This window comes from Baekduia sp. (assembly GCF_035996765.1).
Classification (GTDB): domain Bacteria; phylum Actinomycetota; class Thermoleophilia; order Solirubrobacterales; family Solirubrobacteraceae; genus Baekduia.
Genome location: NZ_DASYJG010000084.1, coordinates 1 through 19907, shown reverse-complemented (window position 1 = coordinate 19907; position 19907 = coordinate 1). Strand labels below are relative to the sequence as shown.

Annotated in this window: 18 protein-coding genes; 8 read left to right on the top strand and 10 right to left on the bottom strand. The window is 71.5% G+C overall.

Features of this window, described 5'->3' with window-relative positions; translation table 11 throughout:
• The 4 genes from VGO10_RS18595 to VGO10_RS18580 all read left to right on the top strand — a co-directional run.
• Positions 1 to 888: pitrilysin family protein (locus tag VGO10_RS18595; RefSeq protein WP_327471179.1), on the top strand; the 888-nt coding region annotated here is incomplete at its 5' end.
• Positions 889 to 943: 55 nt separating this feature from the next.
• On the top strand, positions 944 to 1312 hold the full coding sequence (locus VGO10_RS18590) for a hypothetical protein (RefSeq protein ID WP_327471177.1): 369 nt from the start codon (positions 944 to 946) through the stop codon (positions 1310 to 1312).
• Between the two features lie 78 nt (positions 1313 to 1390).
• Positions 1391 to 2335: a hypothetical protein gene (locus tag VGO10_RS18585; RefSeq protein WP_327471176.1), complete on the top strand. Its 945-nt coding sequence runs from the start codon at positions 1391 to 1393 to the stop codon at positions 2333 to 2335.
• 30 nt (positions 2336 to 2365) lie between these two features.
• Positions 2366 to 3025, top strand: coding sequence for a DsbA family oxidoreductase (locus VGO10_RS18580; protein WP_327471175.1), 660 nt, complete (start codon positions 2366 to 2368; stop codon positions 3023 to 3025).
• Here the strand turns inward: VGO10_RS18580 and nadA are convergent.
• Together nadA and nadC are read right to left on the bottom strand one after the other, a co-directional pair.
• Positions 3022 to 4023, bottom strand: a complete 1002-nt coding sequence (nadA, locus tag VGO10_RS18575) for a quinolinate synthase NadA (protein WP_327471174.1) — start codon at positions 4021 to 4023, stop codon at positions 3022 to 3024. The two genes, VGO10_RS18580 and nadA, sit on opposite strands and share 4 nt — an antisense overlap.
• 8 nt (positions 4024 to 4031) lie before the next feature.
• Positions 4032 to 4874: a carboxylating nicotinate-nucleotide diphosphorylase gene (gene nadC, locus VGO10_RS18570; RefSeq protein ID WP_327471172.1), complete on the bottom strand. Its 843-nt coding sequence runs from the start codon at positions 4872 to 4874 to the stop codon at positions 4032 to 4034.
• A gap of 23 nt (positions 4875 to 4897) precedes the next feature.
• Here nadC and VGO10_RS18565 point away from each other — a divergent pair, with 23 nt between their 5' ends.
• Positions 4898 to 5470: a hypothetical protein gene (locus VGO10_RS18565; RefSeq protein ID WP_327471171.1), complete on the top strand. Its 573-nt coding sequence runs from the start codon at positions 4898 to 4900 to the stop codon at positions 5468 to 5470.
• 132 nt (positions 5471 to 5602) lie between these two features.
• Here the strand turns inward: VGO10_RS18565 and VGO10_RS18560 are convergent, their stop codons facing one another.
• Positions 5603 to 6571, bottom strand: a complete 969-nt coding sequence (locus VGO10_RS18560; protein ID WP_327471170.1) for a tocopherol cyclase family protein — start codon at positions 6569 to 6571, stop codon at positions 5603 to 5605.
• Between the two features lie 76 nt (positions 6572 to 6647).
• On the opposite strand from VGO10_RS18560, the gene VGO10_RS18555 reads away from it, so the two are divergent.
• A complete protein-coding gene (locus VGO10_RS18555) occupies positions 6648 to 8846 on the top strand; it encodes an ATP-dependent Clp protease ATP-binding subunit (RefSeq protein ID WP_327471169.1) in 2199 nt (732 codons plus the stop codon).
• Between the two features lie 60 nt (positions 8847 to 8906).
• Positions 8907 to 10067, top strand: coding sequence for a hypothetical protein (locus VGO10_RS18550; RefSeq protein ID WP_327471168.1), 1161 nt, complete (start codon positions 8907 to 8909; stop codon positions 10065 to 10067).
• Here VGO10_RS18550 and VGO10_RS18545 read toward each other — a convergent pair.
• From VGO10_RS18545 to secA, 6 genes are all read right to left on the bottom strand, one after another.
• Positions 10064 to 11563: an amino acid decarboxylase gene (locus VGO10_RS18545; protein ID WP_327471166.1), complete on the bottom strand. Its 1500-nt coding sequence runs from the start codon at positions 11561 to 11563 to the stop codon at positions 10064 to 10066. The two genes, VGO10_RS18550 and VGO10_RS18545, sit on opposite strands and share 4 nt — an antisense overlap.
• A gap of 82 nt (positions 11564 to 11645) precedes the next feature.
• Positions 11646 to 12755: a peptide chain release factor 2 gene (gene prfB / locus VGO10_RS18540; protein WP_327471165.1), complete on the bottom strand. Its 1110-nt coding sequence runs from the start codon at positions 12753 to 12755 to the stop codon at positions 11646 to 11648.
• A gap of 61 nt (positions 12756 to 12816) precedes the next feature.
• Entirely contained in the window at positions 12817 to 13224 is a 408-nt protein-coding gene (locus VGO10_RS18535) for a VOC family protein (RefSeq protein ID WP_327471164.1), read from the bottom strand.
• Positions 13221 to 14789, bottom strand: a complete 1569-nt coding sequence (locus VGO10_RS18530; protein WP_327471163.1) for a GMC family oxidoreductase — start codon at positions 14787 to 14789, stop codon at positions 13221 to 13223. The genes VGO10_RS18535 and VGO10_RS18530 overlap by 4 nt, the downstream gene beginning before the upstream one ends.
• Positions 14790 to 14792: 3 nt before the next feature.
• Positions 14793 to 15224: a hypothetical protein gene (locus VGO10_RS18525; protein WP_327471161.1), complete on the bottom strand. Its 432-nt coding sequence runs from the start codon at positions 15222 to 15224 to the stop codon at positions 14793 to 14795.
• Between the two features lie 103 nt (positions 15225 to 15327).
• Complete coding sequence (gene secA, locus VGO10_RS18520) at positions 15328 to 18126, bottom strand: preprotein translocase subunit SecA (protein ID WP_327471159.1); 2799 nt, start codon at positions 18124 to 18126, stop codon at positions 15328 to 15330.
• A gap of 59 nt (positions 18127 to 18185) precedes the next feature.
• Here secA and VGO10_RS18515 point away from each other — a divergent pair, with 59 nt between their 5' ends.
• On the top strand, positions 18186 to 19421 hold the full coding sequence (locus VGO10_RS18515) for an EAL and HDOD domain-containing protein (protein WP_327471156.1): 1236 nt from the start codon (positions 18186 to 18188) through the stop codon (positions 19419 to 19421).
• A 16-nt stretch (positions 19422 to 19437) separates the two neighbouring features.
• On the opposite strand, the gene VGO10_RS18510 is transcribed toward VGO10_RS18515, so the two are convergent.
• Positions 19438 to 19907: ABC transporter permease (locus VGO10_RS18510; protein ID WP_327471154.1), on the bottom strand; the 470-nt coding region annotated here is incomplete at its 5' end.

Genomic DNA, 19907 nt, shown 5'->3' with positions numbered 1-19907 from the left:
GAGCGCGGCGTCGTCATCCAGGAGATCCAGCGCTACAAGGACCAGCCGTCGGCCGTCGCCGAGGAGCTGATCGACAAGGCCGCGTTCGGCGACCACCCACTCGGGCGCACGGTCCTGGGCCCCGAGGAGCACCTGCGCAGCTTCAGCCGCGATGCGATCGTCGCCTTCCGCGAGCGCCGCTGGGCGGGCGAGCGCGGCGGCGCGTTCATCGTCGGCAACGTCGACCACGTGCCGGCCAACGGCGAGGTCTCGTCCTTGTTCGAGCGCTTCCCGACGCTTGGCGTCCCGACGGCCTATGAGCCGACGCCCAAGCTCCAGCTCGACACGCTCGTCGAGCGCCGCGACTCCAACCAGTCGCACCTGCGCCTGATGTACGCGCCCACGGTCGACGCGACCGATCCGGCGCAGCGCGCCGCGCTGACGATCTACTCGACGCTGCTGGGCGGCTCGATGGGCTCGCGGCTGTTCGACGAGATCCGCGAGCAGCGCGGGCTCTGCTACTCGGTCTACTCGGTCGACCACGCGCTGAGCGACGCCGCGATCCTGCAGCTGGGCGCGGGCCTGGACTCCTCGAAGACCGCCGAGGCCTACGCGCGCATGCGCGAGATCGTGGCCGAGCTGCACGCCGACGGGCCGACCGAGGAGGAGGTCGAGCGCGCGCGGGCCTACGCCGCGGGCCGCCGCGTTCTGGCCTTCGAGAACACCAACGCCGTTGCGCGCTTCGCGGCCACCCAGGCGATCGTCTTCGGCGAGGACATCGATCCCGACCGCGCGATCGACGCGCTGGACGCGGTCACCTTCGACGACGTCGCGGCCGTGGCCCGCAAGGTCGACCCCGAGGCGGCGGCCGTCGCCTGCGTCGGGCCGCACGACGAGGACGAGTTCTAGTCCGTTTGGCAGAACGGGTGGCACTGCGCCGCGCGTTCTGCCACAGTCAACGCTCGTGGCCGTAGGCGAAATGCTGAACGAGCGCGAGCTGGCTCGGTACGTCCAGCGAGTCGATGGACGCTGGCCGTTGGAGCGCGTCATCATCGGCGGCGCGCGGGTGCTCGACATCCGCGGCGCGCCGCCCCAGCGCGAGCGCGGCCCCGAGTACGTCGCGATCCTGATCTCCGAGTACTTCGCCGGCGTTCCGTGGCTGGAGCGCGTCTACCAGGCAGGGAGCCTGTGGGATGCCGATGAGATGAGCGGCGCCGCCGACGTGCACTGCTACACGCCCGACGAGTTCGTGCGACGACGCGAGTCGCTGCCGATCGTGCGCCAGGTCGCTGAGCACGGCATCGAGCTGCTCGACGCGCCTCCCCAGAACTGAGGAGGTCCGCCGGCCGACAGACGGCCACATTCCGGTCTGTTTGTCAACCGGGGCGCGGTCGGGCCCGAAACACGGACCATGCTGCTCTCCGCTCACGCCCCCTCGCGCCTGCTGGCGCTGTGTGCGGTCGCCATCTGCGCCTTGGCGATCCCCGCGACCGCCTCGGCCAAGAAGTCCTCCTCGCCGAGGCTCCCCGCCAAGTTCCAGAAGCGCTACCACGTGAAGTCCGCCGTCGCCGACCCCGACCACGACGGCCTGACCAACCTCACCGAGTACCGCGCGCACACCAGCCCGAAGAAGGCCGACACCGACCACGACGGTGTCGAGGACGGCTCGGAGGATCGCGACGGCGACAAGCTCGACAACGCGACAGAGCAGCGCGCGGGCACCGATCCGGGCAAGCGCGACACCAACCACAACGGCCGGCCCGACGCGCAGGAAGACAGCGATCACGACGGCCTGCGCAACCTCGCCGAGCAGCGCACGGCCAACGACCCGGGCAACCCCGACTCCGACGCCGACGGCACCGAGGACGGCGACGAGAACGCCGGCCAGGTCGTCTCCTTCCAGGGCGGAGTGCTCGCATTGCGCCTCGCCTCCACGGGCAAGGTCGTGAGCGCCAACGTCGACCGCGACACGGAGGTCGTCTGCAACGCGACCACCGACTACGAAGACGGTTACGACGACAGCGCCACCGATGACCCGGGCGCTGACGACGACCCGTCCGCCGACGATGACGACACCGGCGACGACGACAGCGCCGACGACGGCACCGCGACCGCGTCCTCAGACGACGGCAGCGACGACGAGGACGACGACGCCACGGCCTCGTCCGCCTCGCTGCGCGTCGCCGACGACGCGCCGGCCAACGATGCGGACGCCGGCGACGACGCCGGCACCGGCGACCCGTGCGTCGACGACACCATGGCCCCCGGCGCCTGGGTCCACGAGGCCGAGCTGTCGACCGACGACGACGGCACGTCGCTCTTCGACGCCGTCGCGCTGGTCGACGACACGCTGTAGGTCGCCGAGGCGGCGCTAGCCTCGACGGGAATGCTCGTCGAGATCTGGTCGGACATCGCCTGCCCGTGGTGCTATGTCGGCCGCGCGCGCTTCGCCGCGGCGCTGGCAGCGTTCGAGCACCGCGACGAGGTCACGGTGATGTGGCGTTCCTTCGAGCTCGACCCCGACGCGCCCGCCGAGCGCGAGGGCAGCCATGCCGAGCTGATCGCGCGCAAGTACGGCCGCACGCTCGAGGAGGTTGCCGCGATGGACGCCGCGCTGACGGCGACCGCCGCGGCCGACGGCCTGACGATCCGGTTCGCAGAGATGCGGTCGGGCAACACCTTCGACGGCCACCGGTTGATCCACCTCGCCGCCGCCCACGGCAAGCAGGACGCGATGAAGGAGCGGCTCTTTCGCGCCTACTTCGGCGAGGGCGCGCTGATCAGCGACCACGCGACGCTGCAGACGCTTGCGGTCGAGGTCGGCTTGCCCGCCGATGAGGTTCGCGAGCTCCTGCTGACCGAGCGCTACGGCGAAGAGGTCCGCGACGACGAGCGCACAGCCCAGAGCGCCGGGATCAGCGCGGTGCCGTGCTTCGTCATCGACCGCAAGTACGGCGCCTCCGGCGCGCAGCCCCCGGAGACGCTGCTGGAGTTCCTCCAGCACGGCTGGGCGCAGCGCGAGCCTGCCCCCGCACCCACCGCTTAGCCGATCGCGACCATCCGCTCGATCGGCACCCGCGCCCGCTCGACGAGCGCCGGGTCGACCTTGACCTCACCGCTGAGGTCGCGCAGGCAGTCGCGCAGCTTGGGCAGCGTGATCATCTTCATGTACTTGCAGGAGGCGCGCTCGTTGGCGGCGACGAAGTCGACGTCGGGCGCGGCCATGCGCAGCTGGTGCAGCATGCCGGTCTCGGTCGCCATGATCGCCGTGCCGCCCTGGCCGGCGTGTTCCTTGGCGTAGTCGAGCATCCCGCCGGTGGAGAGCATGTGCACGCCCTCGGTCGCGATGTCGCCGGCGGCCACGTACTCCATGACCTGCGTCGAGCACCCGCACTCGGGGTGGATCAGGAAGTCGGCGTCGGGGTGCTCGGCGCGCATCGTCGTGATGTCGTCGGGGCGGATGCCGGCGTGGACGTGGCACTCACCGTCCCAGACGTGCAGTGACCGGCCGACTTCCTTTTCCACGTAGGCGCCGAGCCACATGTCGGGGCCGAAGAGGATCGGCGTGTCCGGCCCGTGCTCGGCGAAGATGTGCTCGACGACCTTGACGGCGTTGGACGAGGTGACGCAGTAATCGGTCAGCGCCTTGATCTCGGCCGTCGTGTTGACGTACATGACGGTGACCGCGCCCGGATATTTGGCCTGCCAGGCCGTGAGCTGCTCGGGCGTGATCGAGTCCGCCAGCGAACAGCCGGCGTCGAGGTCCGGGATCAGGACGGTCTTCTGCGGCGAGAGGATCGACGCGGTCTCGGCCATGAAGTGCACGCCGCAGAAGGCGATGACGTCGGCATCGACGTCGGCCGCGCGGCGGCTGAGGCCGAGGCTGTCACCGACGTAATCGGCGGCGTCCTGCACCTCGGGCACCTGGTAGTTGTGGGCCAGGATGAGGGCGTTGCGTTCAGCAGCGAGCGCGCGCACTTCGGAGGTCAGCGCGCTAATTTCCTCGGCCGTCAGGGCCGGCGAAACAGTGGGGCTCGGGGCCATGGGAAGGTTCATGGCAGACGCTCCAGGATCAGGGAGAGGTCGAGGGCGGGTGCGGAGTGCGTGAGCGCTCCGACCGACACGGAGTCTACCCCGGTCTCGGCCGCGGCCCGGATCGTGTCCAGGTCGATGTTCCCACTGGCCTCCAGCTCGGCGCGGCCGGCGACCTCGGTGGCGATCGCGCGCATCTCGTCCGGGGTCATGTGGTCGAGCAGGATCCGGGGCGCGCCGGCCTCCAGCGCCTCGCGGACCTCGGCAGCCGTCTGGGCCTCGATCTCGAGCGGGAGATCCGGGAAGGCGGCCCGCGCCGCGCGGACCGCGTTGCCCACCCCGCCCGCGGCGGCGACGTGGTTCTCCTTGATCAACACCATGTCGAAGAGGCCGAAGCGGTGGCTCGTGCCGCCGCCGGCGAGCACGGCGGCCTTCTCGAGCGGGCGCAGCGTCGGCGTCGTCTTGCGCGTGTCGAGGACCCTGGCGCCGGTGCCGTCGATGGCGCGGACGTAGCGGGCCGTCAGTGTCGCGACGCCGCTGAGGCGCTGGAGGAAGTTCAGCGCGGTGCGCTCGGCGGTGAGGATCGCCGCGGCCGCACCCGTGATGCGCAGGACCGGCGTGCCCGGCTCCTGCCAGACGCCTTCGGGCGCCAGCCGCTCGAGCTGTAGCTCGCCATCGACCTGTCGGAACGCCGCCTCGGCGATGTCGAGGCCATAGACCACGCCGGGCGCCTTCTGGGTGATGGTCGCCACCGCGCGGGCCCCGTGGGAAACGATCGCCTGCGTGGTCACGTCGCCCGTGCCGACATCCTCGGCGAGCGCGCGGGCGACGACATCGGCGACGAAGCTGGGATCCAGGGACATGGGTCGGGGAGGATAGATGGCGCTTGCCTGCCGACGACCTGCCCTTCGACCTCGACGCGTGGCTGCCGGACCCGGCGATCCGCACCCGCCATCGGCGCACGACGGCTGCCCCGGCGGATCGGCTGTGGGACGCCGCGGGCGCGCTGCGCGTCGACGCGACCGGGCCGCTGGGCCGGCTGGTGCGCTGGCGGATCCCGGGCCTGCCGCCCGGCGAGACCTTCCGCGGCCTCTTCGCCGCGCCACCGTTCACGGTGCTGGCCGAGGGCGAGCGCTGGTCGGTCTCCGGCCTGGTCGGGCGGATCTGGACGCTGCGGCGCGACTACCCGCGGGTGGAGGATGCCGGCGCATTCGCGTCTTGGGCCCAGCCGGGGACCGTCCGGGTGCTCTTCGCACACTGGGTCGTCGACGGCGCCGACGGCGGAAGCGCACTGCTCTCCGAAGCACGCGTCGCACCCGTCGACCGCGGCGCCGCGCTGCGCCTGCGCGCGCTCTGGACCGTCGTCGGTCCCTGGGAGCGGCTGATCGGCGGCGAGGCCCTAGCACGCGCGGCACGGGCGGCCGAGTCCTGCGCGCCCCGGCCGTCGAGGGACGACTGAACCACGTCCTCGGTGGTTGAGTCGTCCCTCGCCGCGGAGTCGAGGGACGACTTATGGGTCGATACCGACCACAAATCGTCCCTCGACGGCCCGCCAGTCGTCCCTCGACGTCCCCAGGGACGGCGGTGGCGCTCAGGTGGCCCCGCGTTCGAGGCCGGCGAGGACGGATGTGCCGGCGAAGATCGTGCGGCCGCGGCGCCGCAGGGAGACGCGGAGCTCGCCGGCGAGGTGCTGGGCGGCGGCGCCTTCGCGGTGACGGCGGGCCGCGGGGTCGGGGACCGGCAGGAGGTGCGGCGGCGTGCCGTTGGCGTGGCCCTCGACCTCGACCGACACGCCACCAGGCGTACGACCGGAGAAGGCCCAGCCGTTGCTATCGACGGCCACGCGCAGAGGCTGCAGCGGCCGGACCAGCCGCACGAGCTCGCCGCCGGCCGACACCACCAGCGAGGTCGCCGTCATGCGCAGCGCGCCGACGCCGGCGCGGCCGCCGGCGAAGGCCACGCACGCGCCCGGCTCGTCGGCGAAGCCGTGCGCTTGGCCCCACCACCACGTCTCCGGGAAGCCGCCGTTGGACCAGTTCTTCTCGGCGTAGGCCACGGCGCCGTCGAGGTTGATCTCGCGCCCGTCGATGACCGCCGTGCCGCGCACGCGCGCACGCAGCAGCCACGGATGCCAGTACTGGCTGAGCCCGGGGATCGCCTGCGCCGGGCCGAGCCCACCGAACAGGCGCCGCGGCCAGCGGCCCGGCGCCTCCAGGACGACCTCCAGCCGCGCGTCGGCGCCGAGGTCGACGGCGACCGAGCCCTCGCGCGCGTCCGCCCGCAGCGCGCGCCCGATCCGGATCGCCCCCGCGCCGTCGACGACCGCCGCGTCATCGACCGCCACCGCCCGCGAGAAGCCGCCCGGATGGCCCGCCAGCCCGACCGTTCCCCAGGCCCGCCCGGCACGGTCGCGGTTGACGCCGGCCAGGACCACCACGACCACGCCCTGCTCCGGGGCGGTGATCCGCCAGAACCAGCCTTCCATCGCGACGCCGTGCGCCCGGCGCGGATCCCCGAAGGGCAGATCGGCGCCGGTCCGGCGGTAGGTGTCCAGGAGCACGGAGAGCAGTCTGTCACGAGCGCTAGACTTGAGCCTCTTTAACTGAGGTTTTCGTCTAGGTCGTAGGCTAGGAAACATGTCAGAACAGCCCTTCTCCCCCTCCGTGCCCTGCTCCTTCTGCGCCGAGCGCCCCGGCACGCTGCACATGGTCGTCCAGACCGAGACCGGCCTCCAGGGCGCCGCCCTGTGCGAGCGCTGCGCCCGCGACCTCGTGGAGGGCTTCGGGCAGGCCGGCATCGGCCCGGCGGCCAACGACGCGAGCACCGGTGTCCCGATGGGCCAGCCCGTCTTCGGCAGCGGCCCGCTGACGCAGACCCGCCCTCGCTCCGATCGCAAGCAGGACGCCTCCAAGACGCCCGCGCTCGACGAGTTCGGCCGCGACCTCACGCGCGACGCGGGCGACGGCCGCATCGACCCCGTCATCGGCCGCGACGCCGAGATCGCCCAGACGGTCGAGATCCTCGCCCGCCGCCGCAAGAACAACGCCGTGCTGATCGGCGAGGCCGGCGTCGGCAAGACCGCGATCGTCGAGGGTCTCGCGCTGCGCATCACCCAAGGCGACGTCCCCGAGTCGCTGCACGGCACGCGCGTCGTCGCCCTCGATCTGGGCAGCCTCATCGCCGGCAGCCAGTTCCGCGGCCAGTTCGAGCAGCGGCTGAAGGCCGTGCTCGCCGAGGTCACGGCCTCGGAGGGCAAGATCGTCCTGTTCCTCGACGAGCTCCACACCGTGCTCGGCGCCGGCGGCGCCGAGGGCGCGCTGGACGCCGCCAACATCCTCAAGCCCCTGCTCGCCCGCGGCGAGCTGCGCATGGTCGGCGCGACGACGCTGAGCGAGTACAAGCGCATCGAGCGCGACGCCGCGCTGGCGCGCCGCTTCTCACCGGTGACCGTCGACGCGCCGAGCGTCGAGGAGACCGTCGAGATCCTCCGCGGCCTGCGCGACGCCTACGAGGAGCACCACACGGCGATCATCGAGGACGAGGCGCTCGTCGCCGCCGCCCGCCTGAGCGACCGCTACCTGACCGAGCAGCACCTGCCCGACAAGGCGATCGACCTGATCGACCAGGCCGCCGCCAAGCTGCGCCTCGCGACGCCCCGGCCGATCGACGAGGCCACGCTGCGCGAGCAGCTGAACACCGCCGTCGAGGCTGAGGACTACGAGCGCGCCGCGGAGATCAAGACCCAGCTCGGCCGCCAGGCCGACGCCGCGCAGCGCGTCGAGGCACGTCCGTCGTCCGGCCGCGTGACGGTCGGCGAGACCGCCGTCGCCGCGGTCGTCGCCGCACGCACGGGGATCCCGGTGGGCGAGCTGGTCGCCGGCGAGCTGCAGCGGCTCGTCGACCTCGAGGACGACCTGCACCGGCGCGTCGTCGGCCAGAACGAGGCCGTCGAGAAGGTCGCCGACACGATCCGCCGCGCCCGCGTCGGTCTGTCGGAGCCCGACCGGCCCCTGGGCTCGTTCCTGTTCCTCGGCCCGACCGGCGTCGGCAAGACCGAGCTGGTCAAGGCGCTAAGCGAGCGGCTGTTCGCCACCGAGGATGCGCTGGTGCGCATCGACATGTCCGAGTACCGCGAGCCGCACACGGTCGCGCGGCTGATCGGCTCACCGCCCGGCTACGTCGGCTACGGCGACGGCGGCCAGCTGACCGAGCCGGTCCGGCGCCGCCCCTACAGCGTGGTCTTGCTCGACGAGATCGAGAAGGCGCACCCCGAGGTGTGGAACGTCCTGCTGCAGCTGCTCGACGACGGTCGCCTGACCGACGGCGAGGGCCGCACCGTGGACTTCACCAACGCGGTGATCGTCATGACGTCCAACCTCGGCGCCGGCCGCGCCAAGCGCGCGCTGGGCTTCACCGCCGCGGCGCCGGGCTCCGACGACGGCCGGATGCTGCAGGCCGCCAAGGCCGCGTTCCTGCCCGAGTTCCTCAACCGGATCGACGAGATCGTGACGTTTGACGCGCTCGGCGAGCCGGAGGTCCAGCAGATCGCGCGCCAGATCGTCGACCGCGTCGGCGAGCGCCTGCAGGCCGAGCGCCGGATCGCCCTGGAGGTCGACGACGCGCTCGTCGCGCGCCTGGCCGCCGAGGGCTTTGACGAGGACTTCGGCGCCCGTCCGCTGCAGCGCCACGTGCGCCGCACGCTGGAGCGGGAGCTGACCCAGGCCATCCTGGCCGGGACCCTGACCGACGGCGCGCAGGTGCGCGCCACGGGCGGTGACGACGGCGGCGTGGCATTGGAGGTCATCGCCGCTGCCGTCCCGCAGCTCGTCGCCTAGAACTGCCGCTCACACCCGCCGAGCTTCTTGGCGGGTGTGAGAGGGTAGGCGTCGAGTTATATGGCGACCGACATCACGACCGACCGGCTCCGCGAACTCGCTGAAACGCGCAGTGCGCAGGGCAAAGTCCTCAGCGTCTTCATCAACCTCGACCCGCGCGAGTTCGCCACACCGCCCGCACGCGCGACCGAGATCAGCTCGGTCCTCGACGCGGCCGCGCGAACGATCCGCGACGCCGACGACCTCACCACCGACGAGCGCACGGCGCTCCACTCCGACGTCGAGCGCGTCCGCACGGCGCTGCGCAACGGCGTCGACACCAAGGAAGCCCGCGCGCTCGCCGTCTTCGCCTCGCAGCCCGCAGGGCTGTTCGAGATCCTCAAGCTGCCGCGCTCGGTCGACCACAAGGTCGCGATCAGTGAGAGCCCTTGTGTGGAGCCGCTGGCGCGCATCGGCACCGGCGAGCTGTGGTGGCTCGTCCTCGTCGACCGCAAGCACGCGCGCCTGCTGGCCGGGACGGTCGACGGGCTCGTCGAGCTGTGGCGCCACGAGGATGACGTGCTGGGCCGCGTCGACTCCGCCCGCTCCGACCAGGACGGCCGCTCGGAGAAGCGCTACGAGCGCGGCGTCGAGAAGGAGGTCGACGTCCACCTCCGCGGCGTCGCGACCGAGCTGACGCAGCGGCTGCGCGACGTCCGCGTCGCGGGCATCCTGCTCGGCGGCCCGAAGGAGACCACCGGCCACCTCGGGTCGCTCCTGCACGCCGACGTCACCAAGTGCGTCAAGGGACACGTCGACGTCGACGTGTGGAACTCGGGCGCCGACGCGGTGCTCGCCGCCGCGCGGCCGGTGCTCGACGAGCTGATCGCCCGCCGCGACGCCGAGCTCGTCGCGCGCATCGACGAGGGTCTGGGCAAGGGTGGCCGCGCGGTCGCCGGGCTCAGCGACGTCCTGACCGCCGTGCACGAGCGGCGGATCGACACGCTCGTCATCCAGGAGGGCTTCACCGCCAAGGGCACGCGCTGCCCGCAGTGCGGCTGGATGGGCGTCAGCGCCGGCGGCCAGTGCCCGGCCGACGGCACCCAGACCGACGTGGTGGACAACATCGTCGAGACCGCCGTGGGCCGCGCCTTCGGCCAGGACGCGCGCGTGCGCTTCCTCGGCGCCGACGATGAGGCGATCGAGATGAAGGGGTCGATCGTCGCCTTGTTGAGGTTCTAGCTTCCAGCCAGGACGTGGATCGTCGCCATCGTCGGGTCCGCCGCGCCGTGCAGGCGGGCCCCCGATGCGACGAGCTCGCGCAGGTAGGTGGCGGTGTCGGCGGTGATGCGCTCGCCGGGAAGCAGCGCCGGGATGCCCGGCGGGTAGCCGGCGATCGACTCGCAGGAGACGCGGCCGACGGCGTCCTGGAGCGCGACGACGTCGCTGACCCCGAGGAAGGCGTCGCGCGGCGCGACGACCATCTCGTTGCTCAGCGCGCCCGGGCCGCGAACGAGCGCTTCCACCGGCCCACCTGGGCGCCGGATGCGCTTGACCGTCTCGTCGACGTCGCCGGCGAAGCGCACCAGCGCCTCGGCCGACTGGCCGACGCCGAGCACGGCGACGATCGTCGCCACGGTCGCCAGCTCGACCTGCACGTCATAGGCATTGCGAAGGGCGTCGGCGACCTCGTAGCCGGTGCAGCCCGTCGCGCGCGTGTCGAGCACGAGCCGCAGCGGGTCGTAGGCGGCGACGCCGTCGCGCCCGACGAAGTCCTCGGCAATGATCGCCAGCCCGGGCGTGGTCCCAAGCTTCGCTCGGGTCGCGCGGGCCGCCGCGATCGTCTCGTGCAGCAGCGCCTCGCCGTGGACTGCCAACTGGCGGCGCGCGCCGTCAAGCGAGGCCATTAACAACGACGACGGACTCGTCGAGCGCACCAGGCGGATCGCACGCCCGACGGCGCTGAGATCGATCCGGCCAGTGTTTGCGATGTGCAGCATCGCGCTCTGCGTCAGCGAGCCGACGATCTTGTGCGTGCTCGTCAACACGGCGTCGGCGCCGAGCTTCAGCGCGCTCTCGGGCAAGTCAGGGTGAAAGCCGAAGTGTGGGCCCCAGGACTGATCGACAACCAGCGCCACGTCGCGCGCGTGCGCCACGTCGGCCAGCGCGTGCACGTCGGCGACCATCCCGTAGTAGGTCGGGGAGACCAGGAACGCCACACGCGCCTTCGGATCGGCCGCCAGCGCCGCGTCCAGCGCCGCCGGCGTCACGCCGTGCGCCATGCCCAGTTCGGAGTCATAGGCGGGCGCGACGAACGACGGCAGGCCGCCGCTGAGCACGAGCCCGTCGACGATCGACGCGTGCGAGTTGCGCTGCGCGACGACGTGCCGGCCCAGCGGGGCGAGTGCAAGGCAGAGCGCGTGGTTGCCCTGCGTCGCGCCGTTGGTCAGAAACCACGTGCGCGCCGCGCCGTAGGCCTCGGCCGCCAGCGCCTCGGCGCGCTCGTACGGCGTCGGCGACGGGCCGACGTCGACGCCGCGGATGTCCTGCGGGATGTCGACCGCCAGCGCACGGTCGCCGAGCGCGTGGCGCAGCCCGGGATCGGCGCCCGGACCGCCCTTGTGGCCCGGCACGTGGAAGCGGCCGGAGCCCCGGAAGCCGTAGGCGACGACCGCGTCCAGGTAGGGCGCGGTCGGCTGCTCCGACGGGCCGGACTTCGGGGTCGAGGCCTCATTCACCGCACACGCACACGCCTTATCAGACCCGTGCGAGCGAGCCCCTGGGCGAGCTCGCGCCCGGCATGCGAGCGCCCTGCGCGAGTCATGCCGCAGCGGCCTTGAGCAGGTACTCGCGCACGAAGCCATCGAGATCGCCGTCGAGCACGCGCTGGGCGTCGCCCATCTCGCGATCGGTGCGGTGGTCCTTGACCATCGTGTACGGGTGCAGCACGTAAGAGCGGATCTGCGAGCCGAAGTTCACGTCGAGCGTCTCGCCCTTCTCCTTGGCGATCTCCTCCTGGCGCTCGCGCTCGTAGCGCTCCAGCAGCTTGGCCCGCAGCATCTTCATCGCGGTGTCCTTGTTGGCCGACTGCGAGCGCTCGTTCTGGCACTGCACGACGATCCCGCTCGGGCGGTGGGTGATCCGCACCGCCGAGTCGGTCTTGTTGACGTGCTGGCCGCCGGCGCCCGACGCGCGGTAGGTGTCGATCTGCAGGTCGTCGTCCTCGATCTCGATGTCGCCGACGTCCTCGACCACCGGCGCGACCTCGAGGCCGGCGAACGAGGTCTGGCGGCGATGGGCGGCATCGAAGGGCGACAGGCGCACGAGCCGGTGGACGCCCTTCTCGGCGCTGAACAGCCCGTAGGCGTTCTCGCCCTTCGCGCGGAAGGTCGCGGACTTGATCCCCGCCTCCTCCCCCGGGGAGGCCTCGAGCAGCTCGACCTGCATCCCGCGGCGCTCGCCCCAGCGCATCATCATGCGCAGCACCATCTCGGCCCAGTCCTGGGCGTCGGTGCCGCCGGCGCCGGCGTTGACCGTGACCAGCGCATCGCCCGCGTCATAGCGCCCCGAGAAGAGCCGCTCCTCCTCGAGCTCGGCGAGACGCTCCTCGACGCCGGTCATCTGCGCCGCGACCTCGGCCGCGACCGACTCGTCCTCCTCGGCCATCTCGGCCAGCGCCTTGAGATCCTCGACCTCCGAGGCCAGCCCGCGCCAGCGCTCCAGGCGCCGCGTGGTGCGCGAGTGCTCGGCGCTGACCTGCGCGGCCGACTGCTGGTCGTCCCAGAAGCCCGGCGCCCCCATCGCCTCCTCGAGCTCGGCGGCGCGCGCCGCGAGGGTGGCGTCGTCGAAGCCCGCGCGCAGCTGGTCCCACTGCGAGGTGATCGCCTGCAGGCGCTGGGGGATGGGAAGTTCGTCGGACGGTCCGGCCATGGCCGCGTCCAAGCTAGCAGCGGCGCGCGCGCCAAGGCGCCCGCGCCGCCGCGCTGCTTCGCTACGGGTCCTGCGGCGTGGGGAAGGACCCTCCGTCGATGAGCTCGACCCGATAGCCGTCCGGATCGCCGACGAAGCAGATCCGGCCGACCTCCTCGCGACCGCCCGGCGCGAACGGCGGCTTCTCGGGCTCGACGCCCTCCTCGGCGAGCTTCGCGAGCAGGCCGTCGAGGTCGTCGACGGTCAGCGCGATGTGGTTGTAGCCATCGCCGAGGTCGTAGGGCTCCTCGCGCCCGACGTTGACCGTCAGCTCGAGCGTGTCGCCGTCGCCGGGCAGGCCCATGTAGATGTTGTAGGCCACCCCGAAGTCGAGCTTGCCCCGGCGCTCGAAGCCCAGCAGCTCGTAGAAGCGCACCGCGGCGTCGATGTCGCGCACTCGCACGCAGGTGTGGACGAGCGCGAGCGTCACAGGGCGCCCGCCTTCATCTCGCCGACCATGTGCTCGGCCTGGCGGATGGCCAGCGCCACGATGGTCAGGGTCGGGTTGGCCGCGGCGCCGGTCGTGAAGACCGAGCCGTCCGAGAGGAACAGGTTGGGCACCTCGTGCGCGCGCCCGAACTCGTTGACGACCCCGTCCGCCGGATCCGCGCTCATCCGGCACGTGCCCAGGTTGTGCGTCGACGGGTAGGGCGTCACGCGGTTCACGCGCACCGCGTCGACCGTGTTGTAGACGGCCTCGCCCGCCTGGTAGGCGTGCTCGCGCATCGCGAGGTCGTTGGGGTGGTCGTCGAAGTGCACGTTGGGCACGGGCAGCCCGTGCTGATCGGTCACGTCGCGGTTGAGGGTCACGCGGTTGGACTCCTGCGGCATGTCCTCGCCGACGAGCCACATGCCCGCGACGCGCTCGTAGGCCTCCATGCGGGCCGCGAAGTCAGGGCCCCATCCGCCGGGGTCCAGGAAGGCGGCGTAGAACGGCAGACCGAGGGCCAGCAGCTGCAGGTAGTAGCCGCCGATGAAGCCGCGGTCCGGGTTGTTGTGCGCCTCGTCGGTGATGATCCCGGCCATCGTCTCGCCGCGGTACATCCGCACCGGCTGCTCGAACTCGCCGTAGACCGAGCCCGTGAGGTGGCGCATGTAGTTGCGCCCCACCTGGCCGGACGCGTTGGCCAGGCCGTCGGGGTGCTGCGGCGAGTCGGAGAGCAGCAGCAGCCGCGCCGACTCGATCGCGTTGCCGGCCACGCACACCGCGCGCGCCTTCTGCACGTGCTCCTTGCCGTCGGCGTCGAAGTAGTGCACGGCGGTGACCTTGCCGTTGCCGTTGTGGGCGACGCGGAACGCGTGGCTGGAGGGCCGCAGGTCGAGCTTGCCGGTCGCCTCGGCCTTGGGCAGCTCGGCGGTCAGCGTCGACCAGTGCGCCGTCTGGCGGTCGCCCTGGAAGTTGAAGCCGTCCTGGATCGTCGCCGGCCGCCCGTCGCGCGGCACCGTGTTGAAGGCCATGCGCCCGGTACTCACGTCCTTGTAGCCCGCGCGCTTGCCGCCGTTGCCCATCACCTTGAAGTTGTTGTTGGCGGCCGGGCCGGGGATGCCGTTGGTGCGGGTCACGCCGAGCTTGTCCTCGGCGCGGTCGTAGTAGGGCTCGACGTCGGCCAGCCCGATGGGCCAGTCGAGCATGCTGGTGCCGTCGACCGGACCGTGCTCTGAGCGGTTGCGGAACTCCCAGTCCTTGAAGCGCGGGCAGCAGCCGGCCCAGTGCACCGAGGTGCCCCCGACCGTCTTGCATGTCCACGCCGGCAGGCTGGGGAAGTCCGTGGCCACGCGCCAGGACCCGGAGGTCGTGCGGTCGTCGAGCCAGGCGAGCTGGCCGAAGCTCGGCCACTCGTCGTCGATGAAGTCCGCGGGCTTGTGATGGTCCCCGGCCTCGAGGACGACCGTCTTCACGCCGCCCTGGCAGAGCTCGTTGGCCAGCGTCCCGCCCCCGGCGCCGGAGCCGACGACCACCACCACGTCCGAGTCGTTCTCATCGAAGCGCGGCATCGCTCACGCCTCCTGTTCGGGATCGGGGAGCCAGTCGAGGTCGTTGAAGCCGCGGTCGACGTAGCCGCCCTGCGCGAAGGAGGGGCCCTCGTAGCCCAGCAGCTTCCACGTCTGCGGATCGGAGTAGATCTCGACCACGGCCGTGGAGCGCACCAGGTCGAAGAAGTCCGAGCCGGCGATCGCCTTGGCATCGGCCAACTGCTGCTCGGAGGAGCGCGCGACGAAGGGCTGGTCGCCCCGGCCGTCGAGGTCGGCGACGCCGTCGTTGACGACCCGCGCCTGCGCCGCGTCCTCGCTCGCGGCCTCGTCGAGCTTGGCCGACACGCGCGCGTAGACCGACTCGGGCAGCGCGACGTGCGGGTACAGGGTGCGAGCGAACGCGGTCACCGCTTCGGCGACGTTCTGCTCGAGCGCCATCGGCGCGTGAGTGCTCATCCGAATCATGCCCCCTTCGGGTCGTCTCTCTCCTGAGGAACGACCCTATCCCCGCGGGCGCCGCCCGTGGGGATCGGATGTCATGCGTTCGCGCGAGGCGACGCTACGCGCCGTGGCACTTCTTGAACTTCTTGCCCGACCCGCACCAGCAGGGGTCGTTGCGCCCGATCTGCTCGACCTCGGCCACGCGCCGCTGCTGGATCGGCTCGGGGAGGGGCTCGGCGTCCTCGGGACCGCCCGCGGCCTCGGCCAGCGCGCTGGGCTGAGCGGTGCCCGTGCCCCCTGAGTAGGAGACGCGGCCCGACCGCGTGGACGACCCCGACGGCGTGTACTGCTGCGTCGGCTCGTCGCCGTTCTCGCCCTCGACCTGCACCTCGACGTGGAAGATCATGCGCGAGAAGTCCGACCAGATGGTGTTCATGAGGTCGGTGAAGAGCGTGAAGGCCTCGTTCTTGTAGGCCACCAGCGGGTCGATCTGAGCGAAACCGCGCAGGTGGATGCCCTCGCGCAGGTAGTCCATGTCGTAGAGGTGCTCGCGCCAGCGCTGATCGATGATCTGCAGCAGCAGGTAGCGCTCCAGCGCGCGCATGAGCTCCTCGCCGAGCTCCTCCTCGCGGCGGTCGTAGAGCTCGATGGCGTCGTTCGAGAGGCGCTGGGCCAGCTCCTCGCGACCGAGGTTCGAGGCCGTGATCTCCTCGGCGTCGACGCTGACCGGGTAGATGTCGGCGAGCGCGACGAAGAGCCCGTCGAGGTCCCAGTCCTCGACGTAGTCGGCGGCGGCGTACTCGTCGACGAGGCGCTCGACGACGCCCACGATCTCCTGACGCGACTGCTCGCCCATGTCGCGGCCCTCGAGCACCTGGTCGCGGTACTCGTAGACGATGCGCCGCTGCTCGTTCATGACGTCGTCGTACTCGAGCACGCGCTTGCGGATGAGGAAGTTCTGCTCCTCGACCTTGCGCTGGGCCTTCTCGATCTGCTTGGACAGCATCCCCGCCTCGATGGGCTCCTCGTGACCCTCCTCGTCGGTGCTGCCGAGGCGATCGAGGATGCGGTAGATGCGGTCGCCGGCGAACAGGCGCACGAGGTCGTCCTCGGCCGACAGGAAGAAGCGCGACTCGCCGGGATCGCCCTGGCGCCCGGAGCGCCCGCGCAGCTGGTTGTCGATGCGGCGCGACTCGTGGCGCTCGGTGCCGATGATGAACAGGCCGCCCGCGTCGACGACCTTCTCGCGGCCGTCCTCCACGCGCGCCTCGATGCTCGGGAGGATCTCGGCGAAGCGCTCGTCGTAGTCGGGATCGCCGGGGCGCAGGCCGAGCTTGGCCAGCTCGAGGTCGGTGAGGTGCTCGGCGTTCCCACCGAGCTTGATGTCGACGCCGCGGCCGGCCATGTTGGTGGCGATGGTGACCGCGCCGGGCTGGCCGGCCTCGGCCACGATCTCGCCCTCGCGCTCCGCGTATTCGGGCTTGGCGTTGAGCACGGTGTGCGGGATGCCCTTGCGCTTGAGCTGCTCTGAGAGCACCTCGGAGACCTCGACGGAGATGGTGCCGACGAGGACCGGCTGGCCGTCCTTGTGGCGCTCCTCGATCTCGGCCGCCACGGCGTGCCACTTGCCGTCCTTGGTCTTGTAGACCTGATCGTTGCGATCCGCGCGGACCATCGGGCGGTTGGTGGGGACCTGCACCACGCCGAGCTTGTAGATCTTCATGAACTCGGTCGCCTCGGTGAGGGCGGTGCCGGTCATGCCCGCGAGCTTGTCGTAGAGGCGGAAGTAGTTCTGCAGCGTGATGGTCGCGAGCGTCTGGTTCTCCTCCTGGACGCGCACGCCCTCCTTGGCCTCGACGGCCTGGTGCAGGCCCTCCGACCAGCGCCGGCCCTCGAGGATCCTCCCGGTGAACTCGTCGATGATGCTCACCTGACCATCGATCACCGCGTAGTCGACGTCGCGCTTGTAGAGCGACTCGGCCTTCAGCGCCTGCTGGAGGTGGTTGACGAGCGGGCCGTTCTCGGCGCGGTAGAGGTGGTCGATCCCGAGGAACTTCTCCGCCTTGGCCACGCCGCGCTCGGTGACCGAGACCTGCTTGTGCTTCTCGTCGAACTCGAAGTCGAAGTCGGAGACGTAGTCCTTCTTGGAACGGGGGTCGAGGCCCTCGGGCTTCTTGCCCGCCTCCATCATGGGCGCGAGCTTGGCGAACTGCTGGTAGAGGTCGGCCGCCTGCTCGGGGGCGCCGGAGATGATCAGCGGCGTGCGGGCCTCGTCGATGAGGATGTTGTCGACCTCGTCGACGACGCCGAAGGGATGGCCGCGCTGGACCTTCTCCTCCAGGGACGTGGCCATGTTGTCGCGCAGGTAGTCGAAGCCGAACTCGGAGTTGGTGCCATACGTGATGTCGGCGGCGTAGGCGACGTGCTTGTCCTCGTAGGACTGCATGTTCTGCAGCACGCCGACGTTCAGCCCGAGCCCGTGGTAGATCGGGCTCATCCACTCGGCGTCGCGGCGGGCCAGGTAGTCGTTGACCGTGACCAGATGCACGCCCTTGCCGGCCAGCGCGTTGAGCACGACGGCGAGCGTGGCGGTCAGCGTCTTGCCCTCGCCGGTCTTCATCTCGGCGATGTTGCCGCCGTGCAGGACCATCCCGCCGATCAGCTGCACGTCGAAGTGGCGCATGCCCATGGTCCGCTTGCCCATCTCGCGGACGATGGCGAAGGTCTCGGGCAGCAGGTCGTCGAGCGACTCGCCCTGGCGGGCGCGCTCGCGCAGCCCATCGAAGCGCTCGCGCAGCTCGTCGTCGGACTCGAGCTCCAACTCGGGCTCGAAGCCGCCGATGATCGCGACGCGCTTCTCGTACTCGCGAAATTGCTTGGACTCGCCGATATTCAGCGCACGGTCGAGGAGGCCCATGCGTTGAGCGTAGCAGCGGAGGGGTCAATTCTCGGGCCGTCCGGCCGATGGCTCCGGGGGTGAGAATCAAGGTTCCCTTCGCCCGTGAATCCAGCCCCTCCACCGGGGTCGTCAGCGTCCGCCAGGCCGTCTGCGACGCCTCGCGCGCGGTCATCGGCTACGAGGTCCTGACCGGCGATCCCGACGCCCCGCCCGCGTCCGCCCGCTTCTGCGCGCGCGCCCTCCTGGAGGCGTTCACCGACGTCGACCTCGACCTCGTCGCGCCCCACCATCCCGCCTATCTGACGGTGGCGCCGGCCCTGCTCCTGCGCCTCGACATGCTGCCCATCTCCCCCGACCGCGTCGTGCTGCAGGTCGAGACCGCCGCGACCGTCCACGAGGAGGTCGTCGCCGCCGTCTCGCGCCTCGCGGGGTACGGGTACTCCTTCGCCGCGGTCGATCCGCCCTCGCCCGCTTCGCTGTCGCACCTGCCCGAGATCGGGATCGTGCGGCTCGACATGGCCGACACCTACCCGATCGCCGTCGGTGGACGGGTCCGGCCCTTCCTCGCCGCCGGGTTCGAGGTGCACGCGGTGGGCGTCGAGTCCTTCCAGGTCTTCGAGGCCTGCGTCGATGCGGGCTGCGCCGCCTTCCAGGGGCCGTTTCGGGCCCTGCCCGCGCTCGACCAGGCGCCCGCCGTCGAGCTCGGCGCGATGGCGACCGCCGGCGAGCTGCTCGCGCCCGACCTCAACAGCGAGCGCCTCGAGGCGCTCATCGCCCGCGATCTCGAGCTCAGCTACCGCTTGCTGCGCTACGCCAACTCCGCCTTCTTCAAGCGCCGTCGCGAGATCGGCACGGTCCGCGAGGCGATCACGCTCATCGGCGAGCGCATGACGCGCCGCTGGGCCCTCGTCGTCGCCCTCGCCGGCGGCGGCACGCGCCCCGACGAGCTGCTCACCGACGCCCTCGTGCGCGCGCGCACGATGGAGCTCGTCGCCACCGGGCTGCCCGGGCTGAGCGCCGACCACGCCTTCACCGTCGGCCTCTTCTCGATGCTGCCGTCGCTCGTCAACCGGCCGATGGAGTACGCGCTCAGCGGCCTCGGCCTCCCGGCCGACATCCAGGACGCGCTGCTCGACGGCCGCCCGCCCTACGGCGCGCTGCTGGACCGCCTGATCTGCCACCTCGACGGGGCCTTCGTCCGCGGCGAGGGCGCCGCGAGCTTCGACCGCATCGACGAGGCCTACCGCGCCGCGCTGGCGTGGGTGGAGCCGCTGCGCAAGGAAGTCGAGCGCGGGGCCGCCGCCGCCGCGTAGTCCGGGGCCGGGCGACTCATCGCCCGGCCGTGCTCCGGTAGCGCGCGACGGCGAGCGGGGCGAACACCGCGAGGATCACGAGGGACCACACGACAGCGCCCCACACGTCGTTGCCCGCCGGCGCACCGAGCCAAAGCGCCCGCATCGCGTTGACCACGACCGTGAACGGGTTGATCTCGGCGAACCACTGCAGCCCGGGCGGCATCGAGTCGACCGGCACGAAGGCCGACGAGATGAAGGTCAGCGGGAAGACGGCGAGGAAGCCGACCGAGTTGGCCGCCTCGGGCGAGGACACGAGCAGCCCCAGCAGCGCGAAGACCCACGAGAACGCATAGCCGAAGAGGATCAGGATGGCCATCCCGGCGACGACGTCGAGCACGCTGGCGTGGAACGAGAAGCCGATGATGAGTCCGGTCACGAGCAGCACGACGACCGACAGGAAGTTCGTCACGACGTCCGACAGCGTGCGGCCGGCCAGCACCGCCG